Consider the following 17,055-nt stretch of genomic DNA (forward strand, 5'->3'; position numbering starts at 1 on the left):
GCGGACAGATACGGTCCGCAAGGGGCGGGGGTGCGGTGCGGAAGCCGCGACGAAGGGGCGAGGCGTCGCAGGCCGACGGGGGACGACGCGCCGGCGGCGGCGCTCCTCCAGCGGGCCGTCGGGCCCGGACCGCACACCCCCGATATCCTGCCCGGAGGTGTCCTGCCTGCAGATGTCCTGCCCGGAGACCCCGGAGGTGTACGACGATGTCCGACCGCCGCCCCCGCGCGGCGTGGCGCCGCCCCCAGGCAGAGCCGCCCGCGACCACCTCACCGGAACCGCCCGTGGCCCGGCCGAGCGTGGTGCAGGCCGGTCTGTACCGGGACGGCCACCGGGTCTCGTCACCGGTGACACTCTCGGAGACCTTCAGGCAGCTGCGCGAGCACCCGGACGGCATGGCGTGGATCGGGCTCCAGCGCCCGACCGAGGACGAACTGCACTCCCTGGCTGCCGAGTTCGACCTGCACGAACTGGCCGTCGAGGACGCGATGGAGGCCCACCAGCGCCCCAAACTGGAACGGTACGGAGACACCCTCTTCGTCGTGCTGCGTGCCGCCCGCTACCTGGACGCCCAGGAGGAGGTCGACTTCGGCGAACTGCACGTCTTCGTGGGCCCGGACTTCCTGATCACGGTCCGCCACGGCGCCGCCCCGGACCTCTCCTCGGTCCGCCGCCGCATGGAGAAGGACCCGGAACTCCTCGCCCTCGGCCCGGAGGCGGTCCTGTACGCGATTCTCGACGCGGTGGTCGACGGCTACGCCCCGGTGGTGGCCGGCGTCCAGAACGACATCGACGAGATCGAGACGGAGGTCTTCGGCGGCGACCCGGCGGTCTCCCGCCGCATCTACGAACTCTCCCGGGAAATGGTCGAGTTCCAACGCGCGACCCGCCCCCTGGTGGGCATGCTCCACGGCCTGATGGCCGGCTTCGCCAAGTACGGCACGGACGAGGAACTCCAGCGCTACCTCCGCGACGTCGCCGACCACGTCACCCACACCAGCGAACGCGTCGACGGCTTCCGCCAGGCCCTCACGGACATCCTCACGGTCAACGCGACCCTGGTCACGCAGCAACAGAACGCGGAGATGAGGGCGTTGGCGGAGGCGGGCTTCGAGCAGAACGAGGAGATCAAGAAGATCTCCTCATGGGCGGCCATTTTGTTTGCACCCACGCTGGTGGGAACGATCTACGGCATGAACTTCGACGCGATGCCGGAGCTGGACTGGGCTTTCGGCTACCCCTTCGCGATCCTGCTGATGGCGGCGGTGTGCACGAGCCTGTACTTCATCTTCAAGCGGCGGGACTGGCTGTAGTGCCAGACCGAAGCGATTGATCTACTTCGCAGTAGCGAATGAGCCGGGAGGGGCATTTCGAGGCCCTGGGGAGAATCTGGGGAGAATGCGCGACGCTGGGGAGGGGGCGGTCGCCCTCCTCATCTGCTGTTCCGCACGCTTCGTGCGGTCTGCCTCCAAACACCCGCCCTTCGCAGGCAATCACCCAGAGTGAGAATCTGGCACCCTGGGCGGCGGGCGGAACCACGCCGAGTAGCGCATCGACGGCCGCTCGCCCCTTGCCACCGGCCTCGGGCATGAAGTGAGCGTAGTGGTCGAGAGTGATGGTCGGGCTGGAGTGGCCGAGCCATCGGGCGAGGGTGACGACGGACTCGCCGGCTTCGAGGATGATCGAGGCGTAAGGATCTGCCGGGCATAGCGGGGCGCGCACTCCCCTTCGAGCGCTGCGACATAGCCCCGCAGGACGGTCGCGGAGACGTCTCTCAGCGCCACCTCACCGAGGTGCGGAAGGATGTGCAGGCGTACGCGTTCGCTGTCGGTGCCAGCCCGGCGCAACCATGCCTTGGCATCCTCCGCGGTGTCGAACGACATGTCCCGGACGCCGGGGATGCCGCCGACGCGGTGACGAGAGCCCTTCCCGTAGCGGGTGGTGCGTTCCCGCTTGCCGCTGACGGGGTCCTTCTTCTTGATCCAACGGTCTTCGATGTAGCCGGCCAAGGGCCTCCTGTGGGGTTCGACGGTCAAGAGCCCTCGCCTTGAGGCGTCAGGCAGTTGCCGAATAGTCGGTACGGCGCAGCGGGGCGGCGCTGACGGGGTTCAAGACGGGTTTGCAGCGGGAATCGGCCTGCTCCTGTTCGCGGATCCAGGCGTCGAGCGCTTCGATCCGGTACATGACGCGACCTCGCGGCCCCATACGGAAACCCCGAACCGGATGACGGCGACATCCGGTTCGATCCAGGCGCGCGCACCGCCCCTCCTCTCCTCTCCTCTCCTCTCCTCGATCGACCTCATCGTCCCCAGCCCGCACCCAGCGGTGAAGAAACTGCCACGACGGCAGGAGCCGCTTACCAAGGGGTCCGACGCAGCCGGCCGCATGGCCGTGAAGCACGTCGGCGAGCAGAATGGACGTGAGAGCCCTGTCCGCCGCGGGTGGCGCACTCGGCTGTCCCGTGTGCGCGGGAAAGGGCGCCGAGTGTCACCGAATCCGCCGGGGGAAGAGCAGGGCCCCGGGCCTCTCTGGTCGGAGCCGGGAACCCTGCTGGAGCACGTCGCCGTTGCCGTGCTGGGGATGGATGACGAGGACCGGATCTGCTACTGGGGACCCGGCGCGCGGCGGCTCTTCGGATACAAGGCCACGGACGTCCTGACCAAGCCCGCCGCGGCCCTCTTCCCCGCCGCCCCCGTGGACGGGACCAGCGCGGCCCAGCGACTCGCGGAACGCGGCCGCAGCCTCGGCTACTGGCGGGTAAGGATGCCCGCCCTGCACCAGGACGGCACGATCTTCGACTGCGGATTCCGGGTCTTCCCGGTGACGGACCACACAGGCCGCTCCGTCATCGTCGGTCTGGCCAGCAGGGGTGACGAACTCGACCGTGTGAAGACCAACCTCGCTTTCCTCGACGCGCTGTTCGAGACGTGCCCCATCGGTCTCGTCATGCTCGATGAAGACCAGCGCTACGTACACCTCAACCAGGCCCTCGCCGACATGGACGGGATACCGATCGCAGACCACATCGGACGCCGCATGGAAGACTTCATGATCTCGTCCGACGGGGGCGCGTATCAGCGCATGCTGCGCGCCGTCGCCGACGAGGGACGGCCCGTCGTCAGCGCGCTGGTCGTTCTTCGCACGCCGGGGCGTCCGGACCGGGACCAGGTGCGCTCGGTGAGCTTCTTCCCGTTGAGCCAGGCGGGCGATACGCGGCCGGGAGTGGGCGGCCTCCTCGTGGACGTCACCGACCGTGAGCAGGCCATCGTGGAGGCGGCGGCCGGGCGGCAGCGGCTGGCTCTGCTGGACCGGGCCACAGCCCGTATCGGCACCACGCTGGACGTGGACGTCACCGCCCGTGAGCTGGTCGAAGCGGCTGTTCCCGAGTTCGCCGACGCCTCCGTCGTGGAGGTCGTGGAGGTCGTGGAGTGGATGGACGAGCCCGAGGTGTTCGACCCGGACATGCCCCTGGTCACGCGCCGGATCGCATCCGGCACGACGCTGCCGCCCCCCGCTCCCGAACTCGTCGGCGGAGTGGAGCGCGTGACGTACCCGCCGGGCTCCACGATCCACGAGATGGTGTCGGCGGGCCTGCCCGTCCGCGTCCCCGTTGACGAGGAGTTCACGACACGGACGGTCATCCATCAGGCCCGCAGCCAGTTGCTCATCGAGAGCGGCCTGACCAACCTCCTCATCGCGCCCCTCATCGCCCGGGGCACGGTCCAGGGGATCGCCATGTTCGGCCGTTCCGCCGCCCGCCCGGTCTTCACCGAGCAGGACCTCAGTCTGGCCGGCGAACTCGCCTCTCGCGCCGCCCTGTGCCTGGACAACGCCCGCCTCTACAGCCAGGTCCAGGAGATCGCGCTCACCTTCCAGCGTGCGCTGCTGCCCACCGCCCTGGCGACCAGCCCCTCTCTGCGCATCGCCCACCGCTACCTCCCCGGCAGCCACCTCACGGAAGTGGGAGGTGACTGGTACGACGTGATCGACCTGCCGGGCGGCCGGGTCGCTCTCGTGGTCGGCGACGTCATGGGACACGGCGTACCGGCGGCCGCGGCGATGGGCAGGCTCCGGATCACCACCAAGGCCCTGGCCCGCCAGAACCTGGAACCCGACGACCTCCTCATGGAGCTCGACGCCTGCGCCCAGGAGGCGGGCATCGAGTTGGCCACCTGCCTCTACATCAGCTACGACCCCGGGACGGGCCGAGCCCGCATCGCCAACGCCGGCCACCCCCCGCCTCTCCTACGCGAGCCGAACGGCACGGTGCGAATCATCAACAACGTGCTGGGGGTCCCCCTCGGTGTCGGCGGCTTCCGCTTCGACACACTCGAGATCGAACTCAAGGAGGGCGACACGCTGGCCCTCTACACCGATGGTCTCGTCGAGGCACGTGGCAAGGACATCGACGAGGGCATCGAGGCACTGCGCTCCGAAATGGCGGGCGCTACGGGCACGTTGGAGGAGACGGCGGACGGCATCCTCGCGCATCTGCTGCCGGCCACCCCCACGGACGACACCGTGCTCGTCCTCGCCCACCGCACCGGGAAGCTACGTCCGGGCAAAGGCGGGTAAGACCCGCTGACACCGGTGCTGATCGGACGCGTGCCCCAGACCGTTTGCGGATCTGCGGCACGTCTGCCTCCTGGCGGATAAGGGCGCGCTGACATGGCAACGTGACCTCGGATCGAGGGCTCTCCCGCACACGTCCTGGCACGGCCCTCCTTCAAGGATTTCAGGCAGTACGCCAGACCCAGGCCAGAGCGGCTCCAGGAGTGACGCATGACAGAAAGGCGGCCGGACCGGCCGATTCCCCTCCCAGGGCCGTCGGCAGCAGCAGGAGTAGTCCGAGGACGAGCATCCCGAGAGCCGGTAGGTGGACGACGGGTCTGAACCGCCGTACCCGGGGCGTCATGTCCCACTCGAGGGCACCCTTCAGGATCGCCGTCGGCGGAACGATGAGGACAAGTCCAAGGATGAGGTAAAAGTTGAGGTTGGCCAGGCCCGGCCGCCGGCGACGGCCATCGGTCAGCACCGGCGAATCCGGGCGAGGGTCGCCCGGCGCGTAGTACAGCTGGATCGTCGTGCCCGCCTTCGGAGCGTGCCGGGTGGTCATCGCGCGCTTGGTCACCTCGCGGGTCCCGTTGTCGTAGGGGACCCGCAGGACGAGGTCGGTCTCGTAATACACCGGCCCATCGGGGTCGTCCTGCCCGCGGACCGGATCCCCGGCGAGCCGGACCACGGTCGCCGTATGCTCCCCCCATCCGGCCGCGTCCAGCCGAGCGGTCTCCCGTCCGTACTCCGGAGAGACCATGAGCCCCATGGCGAAGCAGGCCAGGGTGGCCAGCGGCACCAGCAAGGCGACGAACCACACCAGCGCGCGGCCGCCGTACTCGCCGTCGTCGACCGAGGTGTGGCGGAACGGGCCGGCACTCGCGGGGCCACGCCGCGGCCAGTACGACTTCCGCCGAGAGGCCCGGAGCGAAGAGATGATCCAGGCGGCGGCGAAGAGCAAGGACAGTGCGACCATCGCCGTCTCGGCGTGCAGCGGCGGGTACGGTCCGACGCCCCACAGCACGCACCCGATTGCTCCGGCGGCGCTGAGCACCATGCCCCAGCCGGTGAGCGTGGTCCACACGCTCCGCCCGTACGGGTACTTGCGTCTCGCTACCGACCGCTTCATCCCCGCCCCCTGTTCGCGTGATCGCGCGTCGCAGGATAGATCAACTCGACCGAAACAGATGCTGTTCAAGGAGCCAAAACCTAACGGCGGGTCGCGCCGTGGTAGTCCCCGGAGGGGATGGCGGAGGCGAGGCAATGTACCCCTCGCGCTCCAGGGCCTGTGTCTCCTCGGCCCCGCTCTCGGCCTTCACCGACTTAAAGGAGCCGCGTGAAGGGAGGTTCCACCGTCCCGGCGTCTGCGGCAGGGTCGTTGGGTCACGCGGGCGACTGCCGGCCGGGCAGGGCGTGCGCGAGGAGGAACTCGGTCGCTCCCGCGATGGCCTCGGCGTAGGTGCTGTGGACGGGTTCGGACTCCTTGCCCCGCTGGTCTGCGGCGGTGGCGGTGTACCACCAGGCATCGGCATCGTGGTGCACGACGGCGGTGCCACCTGCGTAGTGGAGCGGAATGGACTCGCTGGTGGATTTCTTGACTACGGCGTGGGGCCGCTTCAGACGGGCGGACTGACGCTTGATGCCCCCCCCAGGCGGCTCCGAGCTGGGCGTAGTTCGCTCCGCTGCGGCCGGCGACGGTGGCGGCGCTCTCCGCCAGCCGGTCGACGGACTGCTTGGCGCGCTTCGTCCTCGGCGGGCAGGACGTCGTCCGTGCCGATCGCCGGGCACTTCTTCACATGCGACTTGTCATAGTCGACCTTGACGTAGCCCGGCCCCACGATCGCGTCGGCCAGCGGGACGAAGACCAGCTGACGGCGGGCGGGGAGCCCGACCTGGACGGTGGCCATGGCCGGTTCGTCGGTAGTGGTGTCCACGTAGACGGCCTCTAGCGTGCCGATCTTGTGGTCGCCCGCGTCCACGACGTCGTGGCTACGCCACTCACGGATATCCGCGCTCTGAATCATCCCTTCGCACGGCGGTGCACCCGCCCGGTGCACTTCTCAGCTTGCCTCCCGTCACCTGCCCCTACCAGCGGGGCAGGAATTAGCACGTGGCCGCTGGCCCCGGCAACCCGTACCGTCGAAAGCCTGAGCACCAGGACCCCCCTCCTGCGGAGGCGCGGCTGGCGGCCGCGTACGCCACTCGGCTTGGCCACGTAGCCGGTCCCCAATCCCCACTGGACGTGCTGACGAAGGCCCTGCCCTGCCGCTCGATAGCGACGAGCACCGCCCCCTGCTCTTTGGCCGCCCTGTACGCGGTGTTGAAGGCCTCCACGCCTGTCGCGTCCGGGATCCGGCCGGCGGGGCACGGGGTCGGCAGTGGCGGCGTAAGGCTACGACGGTCCCAGTAATCGTTCCAGCTCCAGGTGTTCTTGAAGGTGACCCGCCGGCTGGTCGGCCCGGCCGACATGTCGGCGGTGCGGGACGTGACGCCGGTGTTGTACTGATGCAACAAGCGCTCGACATGAGCCGGACCATTTGATGCGCGGTTGGCCGACAGACGCATCCGTTCAGGGGCTCTGTGGTGCAATGACGTCTGCCCGGCACCGGGCTCGGCCCCTTGCGTACCCGGGCCGGGGCCGTGACCACCAGCGAGCAGCGAGGAGTCACCGTGACCGCATGCGGTCCTGACGGGGACGGTGGGCCCACCGATCGTATTCCCGAGATCGAGGGGGGCCGGAGCAGGTCGATGACCTTGGCGGGGACACTGGCGGCGGCTGAGACCGCCGCGCCCGTGGAGTCGCTCGACGTGGTCGCGCGCATGCTCAAGGAGCAGCTCGGGGCCGCGTCGGTGTCGTTCCTCATCACCGACTTCACCGGTGGCTCGGTCGTGCGGCTGGGGGCGGCGGGCAGCGTCGACACCGATGAACCCGCCCGGCGCATCACGCTGCGGGGCACCCTGTACGACGACGTGATCCGCACCCAGCGGCCGAGCGTGGAGGACAAGGGCGTTGGCGCGCTGGTGCGGATCGTCGCCCCGGTGACCAACCGCGGGGACGCCATCGGGCTCCTCGAACTGTTCCTGCCCGCGGCGCCGGACGCGGAGGCGATGCGGGAGATCGGCGAGACCGCGCACGCCCTGGCGTACATCGTCATCGCGAACCGGTCCTTCACCGACGTGTACCAGTGGGGCCGCCGTACCAGCCCGCTGAGCCTGGCCGCGGAGATCCAGCACCGGTTGCTCCCGGCTTCGCTGGCGTGCGAGGCGGCGCAGTTCGCGGTGGCCGGGGCGCTGGAGCCGGCCGACCACGTCGGGGGTGACACCTTCGACTACGTGATCGACCGGGACACGGTCCAGCTCTCCGTCACCGATGCCATGGGGCACGATGTCGACGCCGCACTACTGGCCACCCTCCTGGTGGGCGCCCTGCGCCGGGCCCGGCGGGCCGGCGCCGACCTCGCCGAACAGGCGCGCCAGGCCGACGAGGCCATGCGTGAGCACGGCCGCGAGGGCTACGTCACCGGCCAACTCCTGCGCATCAGCCTGATCGACGGCAAGACCGAGTTCATCAACGCCGGGCACCCCTGGCCGCTGCGGATGCGGAACGGACAGGTGCGGGAGATCACTCCGAAGGTCGACATGCCGTTCGGCTTCCATGTCCCTCACACCTACCGGGTCCAGTCGCTGGACCTGCGGCCGGGCGACCGGCTGGTGATGCTGACCGACGGCATGCTGGAGCGCAACGCCACCAGTCTCGATCTGTCCGACCTGATCGTGCGCACCCGCGCGCTGCATCCCCGCGAGGCCGCCCGCACCCTCATCGCGGCGATCGTCGACGCCAACGACGGCCACCTGCAGGATGACGCGACCGTCATGTGCCTGGACTGGCACGGCGTCGGCCACTCGCAGCGGGACGCCGACACCGGCGCCGACCTCGCCGACGCCTCCGTCTCATCTCGGACGGGGCGGATCACTCCTGGGCAATGACTCGGGGGCTACTCCGCCAACCCGCTTCACCGGCGCTTGGGCGGGCATAGCGGGGTGCTCTGCCCGGTGACCACGTCACCGGGGCAGGCGCCCGCGGCGGCGGCCCAGGCGCAGGCCGAGGAGGACGAAGTCGGCGACCAGAACCGCCACACCGATGACCAGCAGGTAGAACAGGCCCTTCGCCACAAATCCGATGACGCCGAGCACGATGGCCACGATGGCCAGCAGGAGGAAGAGAGCCATCCGTGTCACCTCATGGTGGGGGAATTGGGGGGCATCAGCGGCGGGCGAGGCGACGTTCGCCGCCCGTACCCGTTCGGTAGGCGAGTGCGTAGTGCGCGAAGACCGTCTTCTCGTCCTCCGCGAGCAGTTCGCCGTCCGTGCCGATCGAGGGCGCTTCCTTGACCTGCTTCTTGTCGTAGGCGACCTTCAGATAATCGGGACCTACCATCGCGCCGCCCAGGGGGACGAACACCAGTCGGCGGCGGGTCGGCAGGCCGACCGTGAGCGTCGCGAAAGCGGGCTGGTCTGTGGTCGTGTCGACGTAGACCGCCTCCAGGACGCCGATCTTGTGCCCTTCGTGATCCACCACATTGTGGCCGCGCCACTGCCTGATGTCTTCCGCCTCGAACACGGGGCCCCCTCTGTCACAAGTCGGCTGAAGACCGCTATCTCGTCTCCCTCTCGCTCCTCCCTCCTTACCTGCCTACGGGACGTCACACCCTGGAGAGCAGCCCACTTGCAGGCCGGAGAGACTGACGGCTTTTCTTGCGTGGCGCGGTGCCTCGGCGGTCGCCCGATCCGTCGCGGATTGGCGCCGGCTACGTGTGTGACGAGCGGAGCGCCGGCGCGATCAGTACGCGGCCAGGGAAATGGCGATGTAGTGCGCGGCGAAGGCTGCCACGGTCAGGGCGTGGAACACCTCGTGGAAGCCGAACCAGCGGGGCGAGGGGTCGGGGCGCTGGAGAGCGTAGACGACCGCGCCCATGCTGTAGAGGAGACCGCCGACGACGATCAGGACGAGTACGGCTGCTCCGCCGGTGTGCAGGAAGTCGGGCAGGTAGTACACCGGTGCCCACCCCAAGGCCAGGTAACACGGGGTGTACAGCCAGCGCGGAGCTCCGACCCACAGGACCCGGAACGCAATGCCGGCCAATGCGCCCGCCCACACGATCCACAGCAGCAGGGACCGCTGATCCGGCGGGAGGAGGAGCACGGCCAGGGGGGTACAGGTGCCGGCGATGATCAGGAAGATGTTGGCATGGTCGAGGCGTCGCAGAAGAGCCTCACCGAGCGGCCCCCAGGTCCCGCGGTGGTAGATGGCGCTCGTTGCGAACAGCAGCCAGGCGGTGACCGAGTACACGGCGCAGGCCAGGACCGCTTGCGAGGTTCGGGCCAGGCAGATGAGTACGACGCCTGCGATCAGTGCGGCTGGGACCATTCCGACATGGAGCCAGCCACGCAACCTCGGCTTGATCGGTTCGGCCAGGTCGGCCGCCCGCTCCACCAGAGCAGCGACCGAGCGCGCCTCCTCCCCCGCATCGCCACCCTGTGATCCGCGGGGCAGCCCGTCTTCACGGCGTTCTCCACGCGCTGAGGCGACGTCACTGCCTTCGACTTCAGCGGCGTCGCGGGGCACGTTTTCCCGGCCTCCCTCGGTCTCCTGGGCGTCACTGGCAACCATGTGATCATGCTAGGAGATCTCACCCCGACAACATGATGGGAGGTCGGTCCAGAACCCCTGGGGCCACGTCGCCGGGCGTCGGCCGGTTCGCCACCATGTGAACTCCAGCCCTGTTGATGCTGCCGCCGATTGGGCCTGCCGAAGCCGGTAGATCGCCTCATGGGAACGATCAGGGATCCCGAACGGTCATCTCTGCTCGCCTACGGGCAAGGATCGCCGATGCTTCCTGAGGTCCGCCCCCATGTGTCCGTCACGCTCGCGCACCAGTTGGAACGCCAATTGGGCGTGGCTTTCGCCCCGCGAAGCCGGCCATCTCGATGTGGAGCGCGTCGCCGGCATCGCAGGCGTCGCAGCTGCCCACTCCGATGGCTACCCGGCCACCGGCCATCTCCTCGGGCTGCTGGCCGCTCTGTCTGCCCCCACCACTGCAGGAGAACCCACTTCTGAACCACGACAGCTGAATCGTGGGAGCTCACTGGAGCAGGCTGAGGTGCGTAAAGGGTGCGGCCGTGGGGAGGCTGCGGCAGGTGAAGCCCAGCTGAGCCATGGCCGGGAGGACTTCGTCGGCGCTGAAGTCACGGCGGTCCTGGCGGGTGATGACCTGGCCGACTTGCTTGACGGGGTAGAGGCGGCGGCCGATGATCACGGCTTCGCCGTGCTCGATTCGGGCTTGACACCCCTCACCGATTCCAGCACTCCGCCCTTGGTGAGCTCGAAGGGGAAGCGGGCGATGACGCAGCGCATGTGGCTGCACAGGGAGAAGGGGACAACCGTCCGACCTGGGGTGAGACGGTTCGGGAGAGGGCGAGGATACCCAAGACGCTGCCTTGCTCGGCAACCATCGGCAGAGCACCGAGCCGGAGGCAGCGCATCGTGTGCTCGGCTTCGGCCGCAGTGATCACGGGAGGTCTGGAAGGACCGGTGGTCGCTGAGGTGTTACGCAGGCGGACGCGGCCCGTCTGGGTGACCAGACCGGTGCACTGACCGTCCGAGTCGCTGACGACCAGCCGACCCGTGTGTGGCGGCAGTCATGGCGGCCAGCGCCGCCTCGACGCTCATGTCGTCACAGACCTGCGGTCCGGCCGCGTCCGTGACCTCGACACCACTCTTCTCTGCACGGGATCGGCGCTCGCCGGGCGGGGCTGCATCTGAACCGGCGTCAAAGATTGCCCCTGCAGAGATGGGTCGGCTTCCAGATCCCGTAGGTTCTAGGCCGCCGCGTCGAAAACGGACTGACGTACGGGGGTGCGCCGGGTCGCCGAAGAGGGGCGGCGTCGGCCTCGGAAGGAGGCGTTGCGCTTGGGGCGTTCGACCACCGGTGCGGTGATGACGACCGGGATGCCGGACGGGGTCTGGGCGCCTGTGATCCGGCTCAGGGCCTCGTCGCCCGAGCGGATCTGGGTGGTCTGGGGCCGGATTCCGGCGTCCGACATGAGGCGGTCCATGCCGCGGCGCTGCTGCGGTGTGACGAGGGTGACGACGCTGCCGGACTCGCCGGCGCGGGCGGTACGGCCGCCGCGGTGGAGGTAGTCCTTGTGGTCGGTCGGCGGGTCGACGTTGACGACGAGGTCGAGGTTGTCGACGTGGATGCCACGCGCCGCGACGTTCGTCGCGACCAGGACGGTGACGTGCCCGGTCTTGAACTGGGCGAGGGTGCGGGTGCGCTGCGGCTGTGACTTCCCGCCGTGCAGCGCGGCGGCCCGGACACCGCTGTTGAGCAGGTCCTGGGTCAGCCGGTCGACGGCATGCTTGGTGTCCAAGAACATGATCACGCGGCCGTCGCGGGCGGCGATCTCGGTCGTGGCGGCGTGCTTGTCGGCGCCGTGGACGTGCAGGACGTGGTGCTCCATCGTCGTGACCGCACCGGCCGACGGGTCGACCGAATGCACGACGGGGTCGTTCAGGTAGCGGCGCACCAGCAGGTCGACGTTACGGTCCAGGGTGGCGGAGAACAGCATCCGCTGTCCCTCCGGACGCACCTGGTCGAGCAGCTCGGTGACCTGCGGCATGAAGCCCATGTCAGCCATCTGGTCGGCCTCGTCCAGCACCGTGATGCCCACCTGGTTCAGCCGGCAGTCGCCCCGGTCGATGAGGTCCTTGAGTCGGCCCGGGGTGGCGACGACGATCTCGGCGCCGCCGCGCAGCGCGCCTGCCTGCCTGCCGATGGACATCCCGCCCACGACCGTGGTCAGCCGGAGCCTGAGGGAGCGGGCGTACGGGGTGAGCGCGTCGGTCACCTGCTGCGCCAGTTCACGCGTCGGTACGAGGATCAGCCCAAGCGGCTGGCGGGGTTCGGCACGCTGTCCGGCGGTGCGGGCCAGCAGGGCGAGGCCGAAGGCGAGGGTCTTGCCGGAGCCGGTGCGTCCGCGACCCAGAACATCACGGCCCGCAAGCGTGTTCGGTAGCGTCGCGCCCTGGATCGGGAACGGTGCGGTCACGCCCTGCTTGCCGAGTTCGGCCAGGAGCTGCTCGGGCATGTCGAGATCGGCGAAGTCCTGGACGGCGGGCAGCGCGGGGGTGATCGTCCGGGGGAGCGCGAACTCACCCTGCACCGCGGCGGGACGGCGGCCGTGACCGCCGGAACGGGCGGGCCCGCCGGAACGGCGCGGTGCCGGCGAGCCGAAGCGGCTGCCGCCCCTTACGGCGTCGGCACTGCCATTACGGGTGCGGGCGGAACGGTCGTTCGTGCGTGTGCGGTTCATGCGGAACCTTCCTCGATGTGGCACATATCAAGGAATTCCCGCAGCGATGAGCCGCATGGAGAATTACGAGTATGGACCGATGGCAAAAGAAAGCACATCCGGCCGGCGGAAATCCACGCGGGCTCAGGTGCTGAGATGGTGACGCGCTGGGGAGTGCAATCCGGGCGTCGACTGCGGTGCAGCTCTTCAGGATCGCCTGCATCCCTGCAAGAGGGCTGGGGAGCCACGTGTGGTGAGACTGCGGATTCCTCCGCGTCGTCCCACAGGGCGACCGCTGCGGGAAATACATGTAGCTGGGGCCCGCACCCCGAAGGATGCGGGCCCCAGCTACAAGTCTGCGTCAGGCCGGAACGATGTTCTCGGCCGTCGGGCCCTTCTGGCCCTGCGCGATGTCGAAGGACACCTTCTGGCCTTCGAGCAGCTCACGGAAGCCCTGAGCGGCGATGTTCGAGTAGTGGGCGAACACGTCAGCGCCGCCACCATCCTGCTCGATGAAGCCGAAGCCCTTTTCCGCATTGAACCACTTCACGATGCCAACAGCCATGTCAAATCTCCTTTGGGGCAGTACACCGCAATCCGCACCGCGCGGATCGCGTGTCGCCGCGATGATTACCCCGACCGGAAATGACCGGAAATACAAAAGCGCTCCCACCGACAGGAGCCTAGTGAGGGCACTTGAAGTTTTGGGAACCACAACTGCAACTGAGATCGACAGTAGCACGCCGCAACGGCCCGTGTGGGTCGAACATTTCCACTCCGGCCATTGCTTCAATAACTCTCACAGCACGGTCGATTAAACTCTCCCCTCGCCAGCGCAGATATTGATGCACCCAGAGTGCAACGTTTCGGAAAGCTTTTGGTGTCGCCGGCCCCACACCAGTGGCTCCCAGGGCGCACCTACCTCGCAACTGTCCGCAAACGACGCGGTGCGTGAAAGGGTGCGTTGGGAAGAAGACTCTCCGGACGGCTGTGTGCTGCACGCCGCGTGGTTCGTCTCCAACGGCCTCAACGTCCTGGACATCTGGGAGTCGGAGGACCACTTCACCCGGTTCATCGCCGAGAGAGTCGCACCCGTGCTCAAGGGCGAACTGGGCGTGCAGAGCGACCCCGAGCCGCAGTTCTTCCCGTTGCACCGGCGCTTCGTCGCCCCCGGAATCAGCGGCGGCGCCTGACGTGGTCACGGCGGGCCTGCCACCGTGACGGGCCCCGGCCATGGGCTCGGCAAGCACGCCGTCAAGCCCATCGACATCCTCCGGCTCGACCGGGCCTCACCCGTGGTGGCCCTCATCGATGTCTGCGGCCGCCTCGGGTCGGCGAGGGACCGCGGCAGAGCGTCGCGTTCAAACCACCCGACTGGGGCCCGGCACGGCCGTACCACCCGTCGTACGCGCGCCGGAGCCGAGGTCCCCCGTCGCACCCGGAGCATGCACGTCACGACCGGTCAGCATCTGGAGGACGAGCGCACCCACGCAGAGCAGCGCGCTCAGTCCCCAGATCGTCAGATACGCGGAGAGCGCCGGGACGTCCGTACCCCCGACGACAAGCGAGCCGAGGACGACCGCCGAGCCCGCGCCCGCGACACTGCCGCCCAGGGTCTTCAGGTTGTTGTAGACGGCGGTCGCACTCGCCGTCCGGTCCGTGGCGCTGCGTTCCACGATCAGAGTGGGCAGGCCGCCCAGGGCCAGGCCCATGCCGAAGCCGGCGACGGCGGACGCCAGGGCGAACAGTGGCAGAGCGGTGTGCGCGACGATCAGCCCCACGTTCCCCGCCGCCATCAGCGCGAAGGAGAGCAGCAGCACCCGGCGGTAGCCGGTGCGGGCCGCCACCCGGGCGACGAGGCTCGCCCCGGCGAAGGCCAGCACATGCGGCACCGTGCCCCACGCGCTGATCTCCCAGGTCGTGAGCCCGAACCCGTACCCCTCGTCGGCCGTGGACGCGGCCAGATACGAGATGCCGACCGCCTGCCCGCCCAGCATCACTGCGCCGAAGAGGAAGCCTGAGACGTAGTACGGCGCGGACTGGCGGTGGGCCACCGCCCGGACGTCGACCAGGGCGTGCGGCCGGTCCCGTTCGAGCCGGACCCACCAGGCGAGCAGGGCCAGGGAGAGCAGGAGGCCGCCCAGGGTGAGCGGAGAGGTCCAGCCCCAGGTCGCACCGCGCGCCGTCGTGCCGAGGAACAGCAGCAGCGAGAGCCCGAGCAGCAGCGCCCCTGTCCAGTCCATCCGGCCCGGTGCACGGGTCCGGGACTCCGGGATCGCGCAGTACGACAGGGCCAGGCAGGCGCACGCGAGCGCGGCGAGGACCGAGAGTGTGGGCCGGACGCCACCCGTGAGTGCGAGCAGGGGGCCCACCAGAGCGTGCCCGAGGAGCGAGCCGAGGGTGAGCGCGCCGACAAGCAGCCCGACCGCCTGTCGCCCGCCCTCCAGGTCGAGCCGGTCCCGTACGAGGCCGATCTCCAGCGGCAGCAGCGCCGCCAGCGGGCCCATCAGGGCACGGCCCACCAGCAGCACCGTCAGATTCGGTGCGAGGGCCACCAGGACGGTGCCCGCCGCGACGCAGACCAGCGCGATCCGGGTGAGCCGACGGTGCCCGTACAGGTCTCCGAGCCGCCCGAACACGGGCACCGCGACGGCGGCCGCGAGGAACTGCACCGCCATGTACCACTGCGCCTGGGACGCGCTGATGGACTGCCAGTCCTGGACGGCCGGTACGAGCGCCGGTGCCGAGCCCTGGAGGAAGCCGCTGACCAGCTCGAAGACGACGAGCAGGCCGACTACGGCGGTGACCCGGGGCGCCGCCACCCCCTCCGTCCCGCGCGGGGCCGTCATGCCGACGCCCCTGCGGCGAGCCGCTGCTCCGCGAGCTCGCTGAGCAGCGCCGCCTGGCGGTGGAGCACCCGGTCGTCGAAGACCGCCCGCGGGGAGTGGTTCTGGGGTGCCTTCTCCACGTCCACGCCTTCGGGCGCCGCGCCGACCAGCAGCATCGCGCCGGGCACCTTGTTCAGTACGAGGGAGAAGTCCTCCGAACCGCTGGCCGGATGCGGTGCCTCCCACACCTCGCCCGCACCGAACAGCTCGCGCGCCGTGTCCATCGCGAACGCCGTCGCGGCCGGCTCGTTGACGGTGACCGGATACTGCATCTTGTACTCCACGTCCACGTCCAGGCCGTGCGCGTCCGCGATCCCGCGCACCAGGCGCGGCAGCCCCACGGCCAGCCGCTCGTGGTTGGCCTGCGAGTAACTGCGTACGGTCGCCTCGAACTCGGCCGTGTCCGGGATGACGTTCGCTTGCGTACCGGCGTGCAGCCGCCCGACGGTGACCACCACCGGGTCGAAGATGTCGAAGGTGCGCGTCACCCAGTTCTGCAGCGCGGTCACCATCTCGCAGACGGCCGGCACCGGGTCCTTGGCGTGGTGCGGAGCCGAACCGTGCCCGCCCTCGCCGCGAACCGTCACCCGCAGGACGTCGGAGGCCGTCATGACCGTGCCGGGCCGGGACGCGACCCAGCCGCCGGGCAGCCGATTGGCCGAGACGTGCAGGGCGAAGGCCGCGTCGAGCGGCTTGCCCGCCGCGCCCAGGACCCCCTCGTCGATCATCGCCCCTGCGCCGTTGTGCCCCTCCTCGCCCGGCTGGAACATGAACACCACATCGCCCTGGAGGCTCTCCCGGCGGTCCGCGAGCAGCGTTGCCGCGCCGACGAGCCCGGCGGTGTGCAGGTCGTGCCCGCAGCCGTGCATCCGGCCCGGCAGCTCGGAGGCGTACTCCACCCCCGTCAGCTCGTCCACCGGCAGTGCGTCCATGTCCCCCCGCAGCAGCACCGCCCCGCCGGGACGGCCGCCGCGCAGAACGGCCGTGACCGAGGTCAGTTCCCGGCCCAGCGTGATCTCGAGAGGGAGACCGTCGAGCGCGGCGAGGACCTTCTCCTGCGTACGCGGCAGCCGGAGGCCGAGCTCCGGCTCGCGGTGCAGCGAGCGGCGGAGCCGCACGAGATCGGGCTGGAGTTCCCTGGCGCGTTCCAGTACGGACATGCTGCGTCAACCTCCTGATACGGTTCCGGCCATCGGTGGGGCAAGACTGAAGTCCTGGCCCGCCCAACCGACCCGAATCGCAGGAAACGCGCAAGGGACAT

15 protein-coding genes and 2 pseudogenes are annotated in these 17,055 nt (G+C 69.5%); 4 read left to right on the top strand and 13 right to left on the bottom strand.

Annotated elements, in window-relative coordinates; all coding sequences use genetic code 11:
- Positions 1-206: 206 nt before the first annotated feature.
- Positions 207-1,313 carry a magnesium and cobalt transport protein CorA gene (locus tag ACIRB7_RS16905; RefSeq protein ID WP_403598572.1) on the top strand — a complete coding sequence of 369 codons (1,107 nt, stop codon included), beginning with the start codon at positions 207-209 and terminating at the stop codon, positions 1,311-1,313.
- On the opposite strand, the pseudogene ACIRB7_RS16910 reads toward ACIRB7_RS16905, so the two are convergent.
- Both ACIRB7_RS16910 and ACIRB7_RS16915 read right to left on the bottom strand, forming a co-directional pair.
- A pseudogene (locus ACIRB7_RS16910) lies at positions 1,291-1,692 on the bottom strand (hypothetical protein); the annotation flags it as partial. The gene ACIRB7_RS16905 and the pseudogene ACIRB7_RS16910 sit on opposite strands and share 23 nt — an antisense overlap.
- Before the next feature lie 363 nt (positions 1,693-2,055).
- Positions 2,056-2,184: a hypothetical protein gene (locus ACIRB7_RS16915; protein WP_403598574.1), complete on the bottom strand. Its 129-nt coding sequence runs from the start codon at positions 2,182-2,184 to the stop codon at positions 2,056-2,058.
- A 300-nt stretch (positions 2,185-2,484) separates the two neighbouring features.
- On the opposite strand from ACIRB7_RS16915, the gene ACIRB7_RS16920 reads away from it, so the two are divergent.
- Positions 2,485-4,575: a SpoIIE family protein phosphatase gene (locus tag ACIRB7_RS16920; RefSeq protein ID WP_403598577.1), complete on the top strand. Its 2,091-nt coding sequence runs from the start codon at positions 2,485-2,487 to the stop codon at positions 4,573-4,575.
- Positions 4,576-4,735: 160 nt separating this feature from the next.
- Here ACIRB7_RS16920 and ACIRB7_RS16925 read toward each other — a convergent pair whose 3' ends face one another.
- The 3 genes from ACIRB7_RS16925 to ACIRB7_RS16935 form a co-directional block, all read right to left on the bottom strand.
- Positions 4,736-5,683 carry a DUF3592 domain-containing protein gene (locus tag ACIRB7_RS16925; protein WP_403598580.1) on the bottom strand — a complete coding sequence of 316 codons (948 nt, stop codon included), beginning with the start codon at positions 5,681-5,683 and terminating at the stop codon, positions 4,736-4,738.
- Positions 5,684-5,937: 254 nt separating this feature from the next.
- On the bottom strand, positions 5,938-6,096 hold the full coding sequence (locus ACIRB7_RS16930; RefSeq protein WP_403598583.1) for a hypothetical protein: 159 nt from the start codon (positions 6,094-6,096) through the stop codon (positions 5,938-5,940).
- A 74-nt stretch (positions 6,097-6,170) separates the two neighbouring features.
- Positions 6,171-6,578, bottom strand: coding sequence for a PRC-barrel domain-containing protein (locus ACIRB7_RS16935; RefSeq protein WP_403598585.1), 408 nt, complete (start codon positions 6,576-6,578; stop codon positions 6,171-6,173).
- Between the two features lie 724 nt (positions 6,579-7,302).
- On the opposite strand from ACIRB7_RS16935, the gene ACIRB7_RS16940 reads away from it, so the two are divergent.
- A complete protein-coding gene (locus tag ACIRB7_RS16940) occupies positions 7,303-8,541 on the top strand; it encodes a PP2C family protein-serine/threonine phosphatase (RefSeq protein ID WP_403598587.1) in 1,239 nt (412 codons plus the stop codon).
- Between the two features lie 75 nt (positions 8,542-8,616).
- On the opposite strand, the gene ACIRB7_RS16945 is transcribed toward ACIRB7_RS16940, so the two are convergent.
- The 6 genes and pseudogenes from ACIRB7_RS16945 to ACIRB7_RS16970 all read right to left on the bottom strand — a co-directional run bounded on the left by ACIRB7_RS16945 (position 8,617) and on the right by ACIRB7_RS16970 (position 13,471).
- A complete protein-coding gene (locus ACIRB7_RS16945; RefSeq protein ID WP_403598590.1) occupies positions 8,617-8,784 on the bottom strand; it encodes a hypothetical protein in 168 nt (55 codons plus the stop codon).
- A 34-nt stretch (positions 8,785-8,818) separates the two neighbouring features.
- The gene (locus ACIRB7_RS16950; protein WP_403598593.1) at positions 8,819-9,175 is read right to left on the bottom strand and encodes a PRC-barrel domain-containing protein; all 357 of its coding nucleotides are present in this window, start codon (positions 9,173-9,175) and stop codon (positions 8,819-8,821) included.
- A gap of 219 nt (positions 9,176-9,394) precedes the next feature.
- Positions 9,395-10,225 (bottom strand): hemolysin III family protein, encoded by an 831-nt coding sequence (locus ACIRB7_RS16955; RefSeq protein ID WP_403598595.1) that lies wholly within the window; start codon positions 10,223-10,225, stop codon positions 9,395-9,397.
- A gap of 472 nt (positions 10,226-10,697) precedes the next feature.
- Positions 10,698-10,969: pseudogene (locus ACIRB7_RS16960) on the bottom strand (SCO5918 family protein).
- 464 nt (positions 10,970-11,433) lie between these two features.
- The gene (locus ACIRB7_RS16965; protein WP_403598597.1) at positions 11,434-12,927 is read right to left on the bottom strand and encodes a DEAD/DEAH box helicase; all 1,494 of its coding nucleotides are present in this window, start codon (positions 12,925-12,927) and stop codon (positions 11,434-11,436) included.
- 340 nt (positions 12,928-13,267) lie between these two features.
- Positions 13,268-13,471: a cold-shock protein gene (locus ACIRB7_RS16970; RefSeq protein ID WP_403598600.1), complete on the bottom strand. Its 204-nt coding sequence runs from the start codon at positions 13,469-13,471 to the stop codon at positions 13,268-13,270.
- A 427-nt stretch (positions 13,472-13,898) separates the two neighbouring features.
- Here ACIRB7_RS16970 and ACIRB7_RS16975 point away from each other — a divergent pair, with 427 nt between their 5' ends.
- On the top strand, positions 13,899-14,099 hold the full coding sequence (locus tag ACIRB7_RS16975; RefSeq protein ID WP_403598602.1) for a hypothetical protein: 201 nt from the start codon (positions 13,899-13,901) through the stop codon (positions 14,097-14,099).
- A 168-nt stretch (positions 14,100-14,267) separates the two neighbouring features.
- Here the strand turns inward: ACIRB7_RS16975 and ACIRB7_RS16980 are convergent, their stop codons facing one another.
- Positions 14,268-15,755: an MFS transporter gene (locus tag ACIRB7_RS16980; protein WP_403598605.1), complete on the bottom strand. Its 1,488-nt coding sequence runs from the start codon at positions 15,753-15,755 to the stop codon at positions 14,268-14,270.
- A complete protein-coding gene (locus ACIRB7_RS16985) occupies positions 15,752-16,954 on the bottom strand; it encodes a M20 family metallopeptidase (protein WP_403598608.1) in 1,203 nt (400 codons plus the stop codon). Before ACIRB7_RS16985 ends, ACIRB7_RS16980 begins: the two co-directional genes overlap by 4 nt.
- Positions 16,955-17,055: the final 101 nt, after the last annotated feature.

Source organism: Streptomyces sp. NPDC093795, assembly GCF_044764665.1.
Classification (GTDB): domain Bacteria; phylum Actinomycetota; class Actinomycetes; order Streptomycetales; family Streptomycetaceae; genus Streptomyces.

Coding starts and splice junctions, on each gene's coding strand:
- ACIRB7_RS16955 (WP_403598595.1), bottom strand. CDS start 10,225: ATGGTTGCCAGTGACGCCCAGGAGACCGAGGGAGGCCGGGAAAACGTG.
- ACIRB7_RS16970 (WP_403598600.1), bottom strand. CDS start 13,471: ATGGCTGTTGGCATCGTGAAGTGGTTCAATGCGGAAAAGGGCTTCGGC.
- ACIRB7_RS16915 (WP_403598574.1), bottom strand. CDS start 2,184: ATGTACCGGATCGAAGCGCTCGACGCCTGGATCCGCGAACAGGAGCAG.
- ACIRB7_RS16925 (WP_403598580.1), bottom strand. CDS start 5,683: ATGAAGCGGTCGGTAGCGAGACGCAAGTACCCGTACGGGCGGAGCGTG.
- ACIRB7_RS16945 (WP_403598590.1), bottom strand. CDS start 8,784: ATGGCTCTCTTCCTCCTGCTGGCCATCGTGGCCATCGTGCTCGGCGTC.
- ACIRB7_RS16965 (WP_403598597.1), bottom strand. CDS start 12,927: ATGAACCGCACACGCACGAACGACCGTTCCGCCCGCACCCGTAATGGC.
- ACIRB7_RS16940 (WP_403598587.1), top strand. CDS start 7,303: ATGACCTTGGCGGGGACACTGGCGGCGGCTGAGACCGCCGCGCCCGTG.
- ACIRB7_RS16980 (WP_403598605.1), bottom strand. CDS start 15,755: ATGACGGCCCCGCGCGGGACGGAGGGGGTGGCGGCGCCCCGGGTCACC.
- ACIRB7_RS16985 (WP_403598608.1), bottom strand. CDS start 16,954: ATGTCCGTACTGGAACGCGCCAGGGAACTCCAGCCCGATCTCGTGCGG.
- ACIRB7_RS16905 (WP_403598572.1), top strand. CDS start 207: ATGTCCGACCGCCGCCCCCGCGCGGCGTGGCGCCGCCCCCAGGCAGAG.
- ACIRB7_RS16935 (WP_403598585.1), bottom strand. CDS start 6,578: ATGATTCAGAGCGCGGATATCCGTGAGTGGCGTAGCCACGACGTCGTG.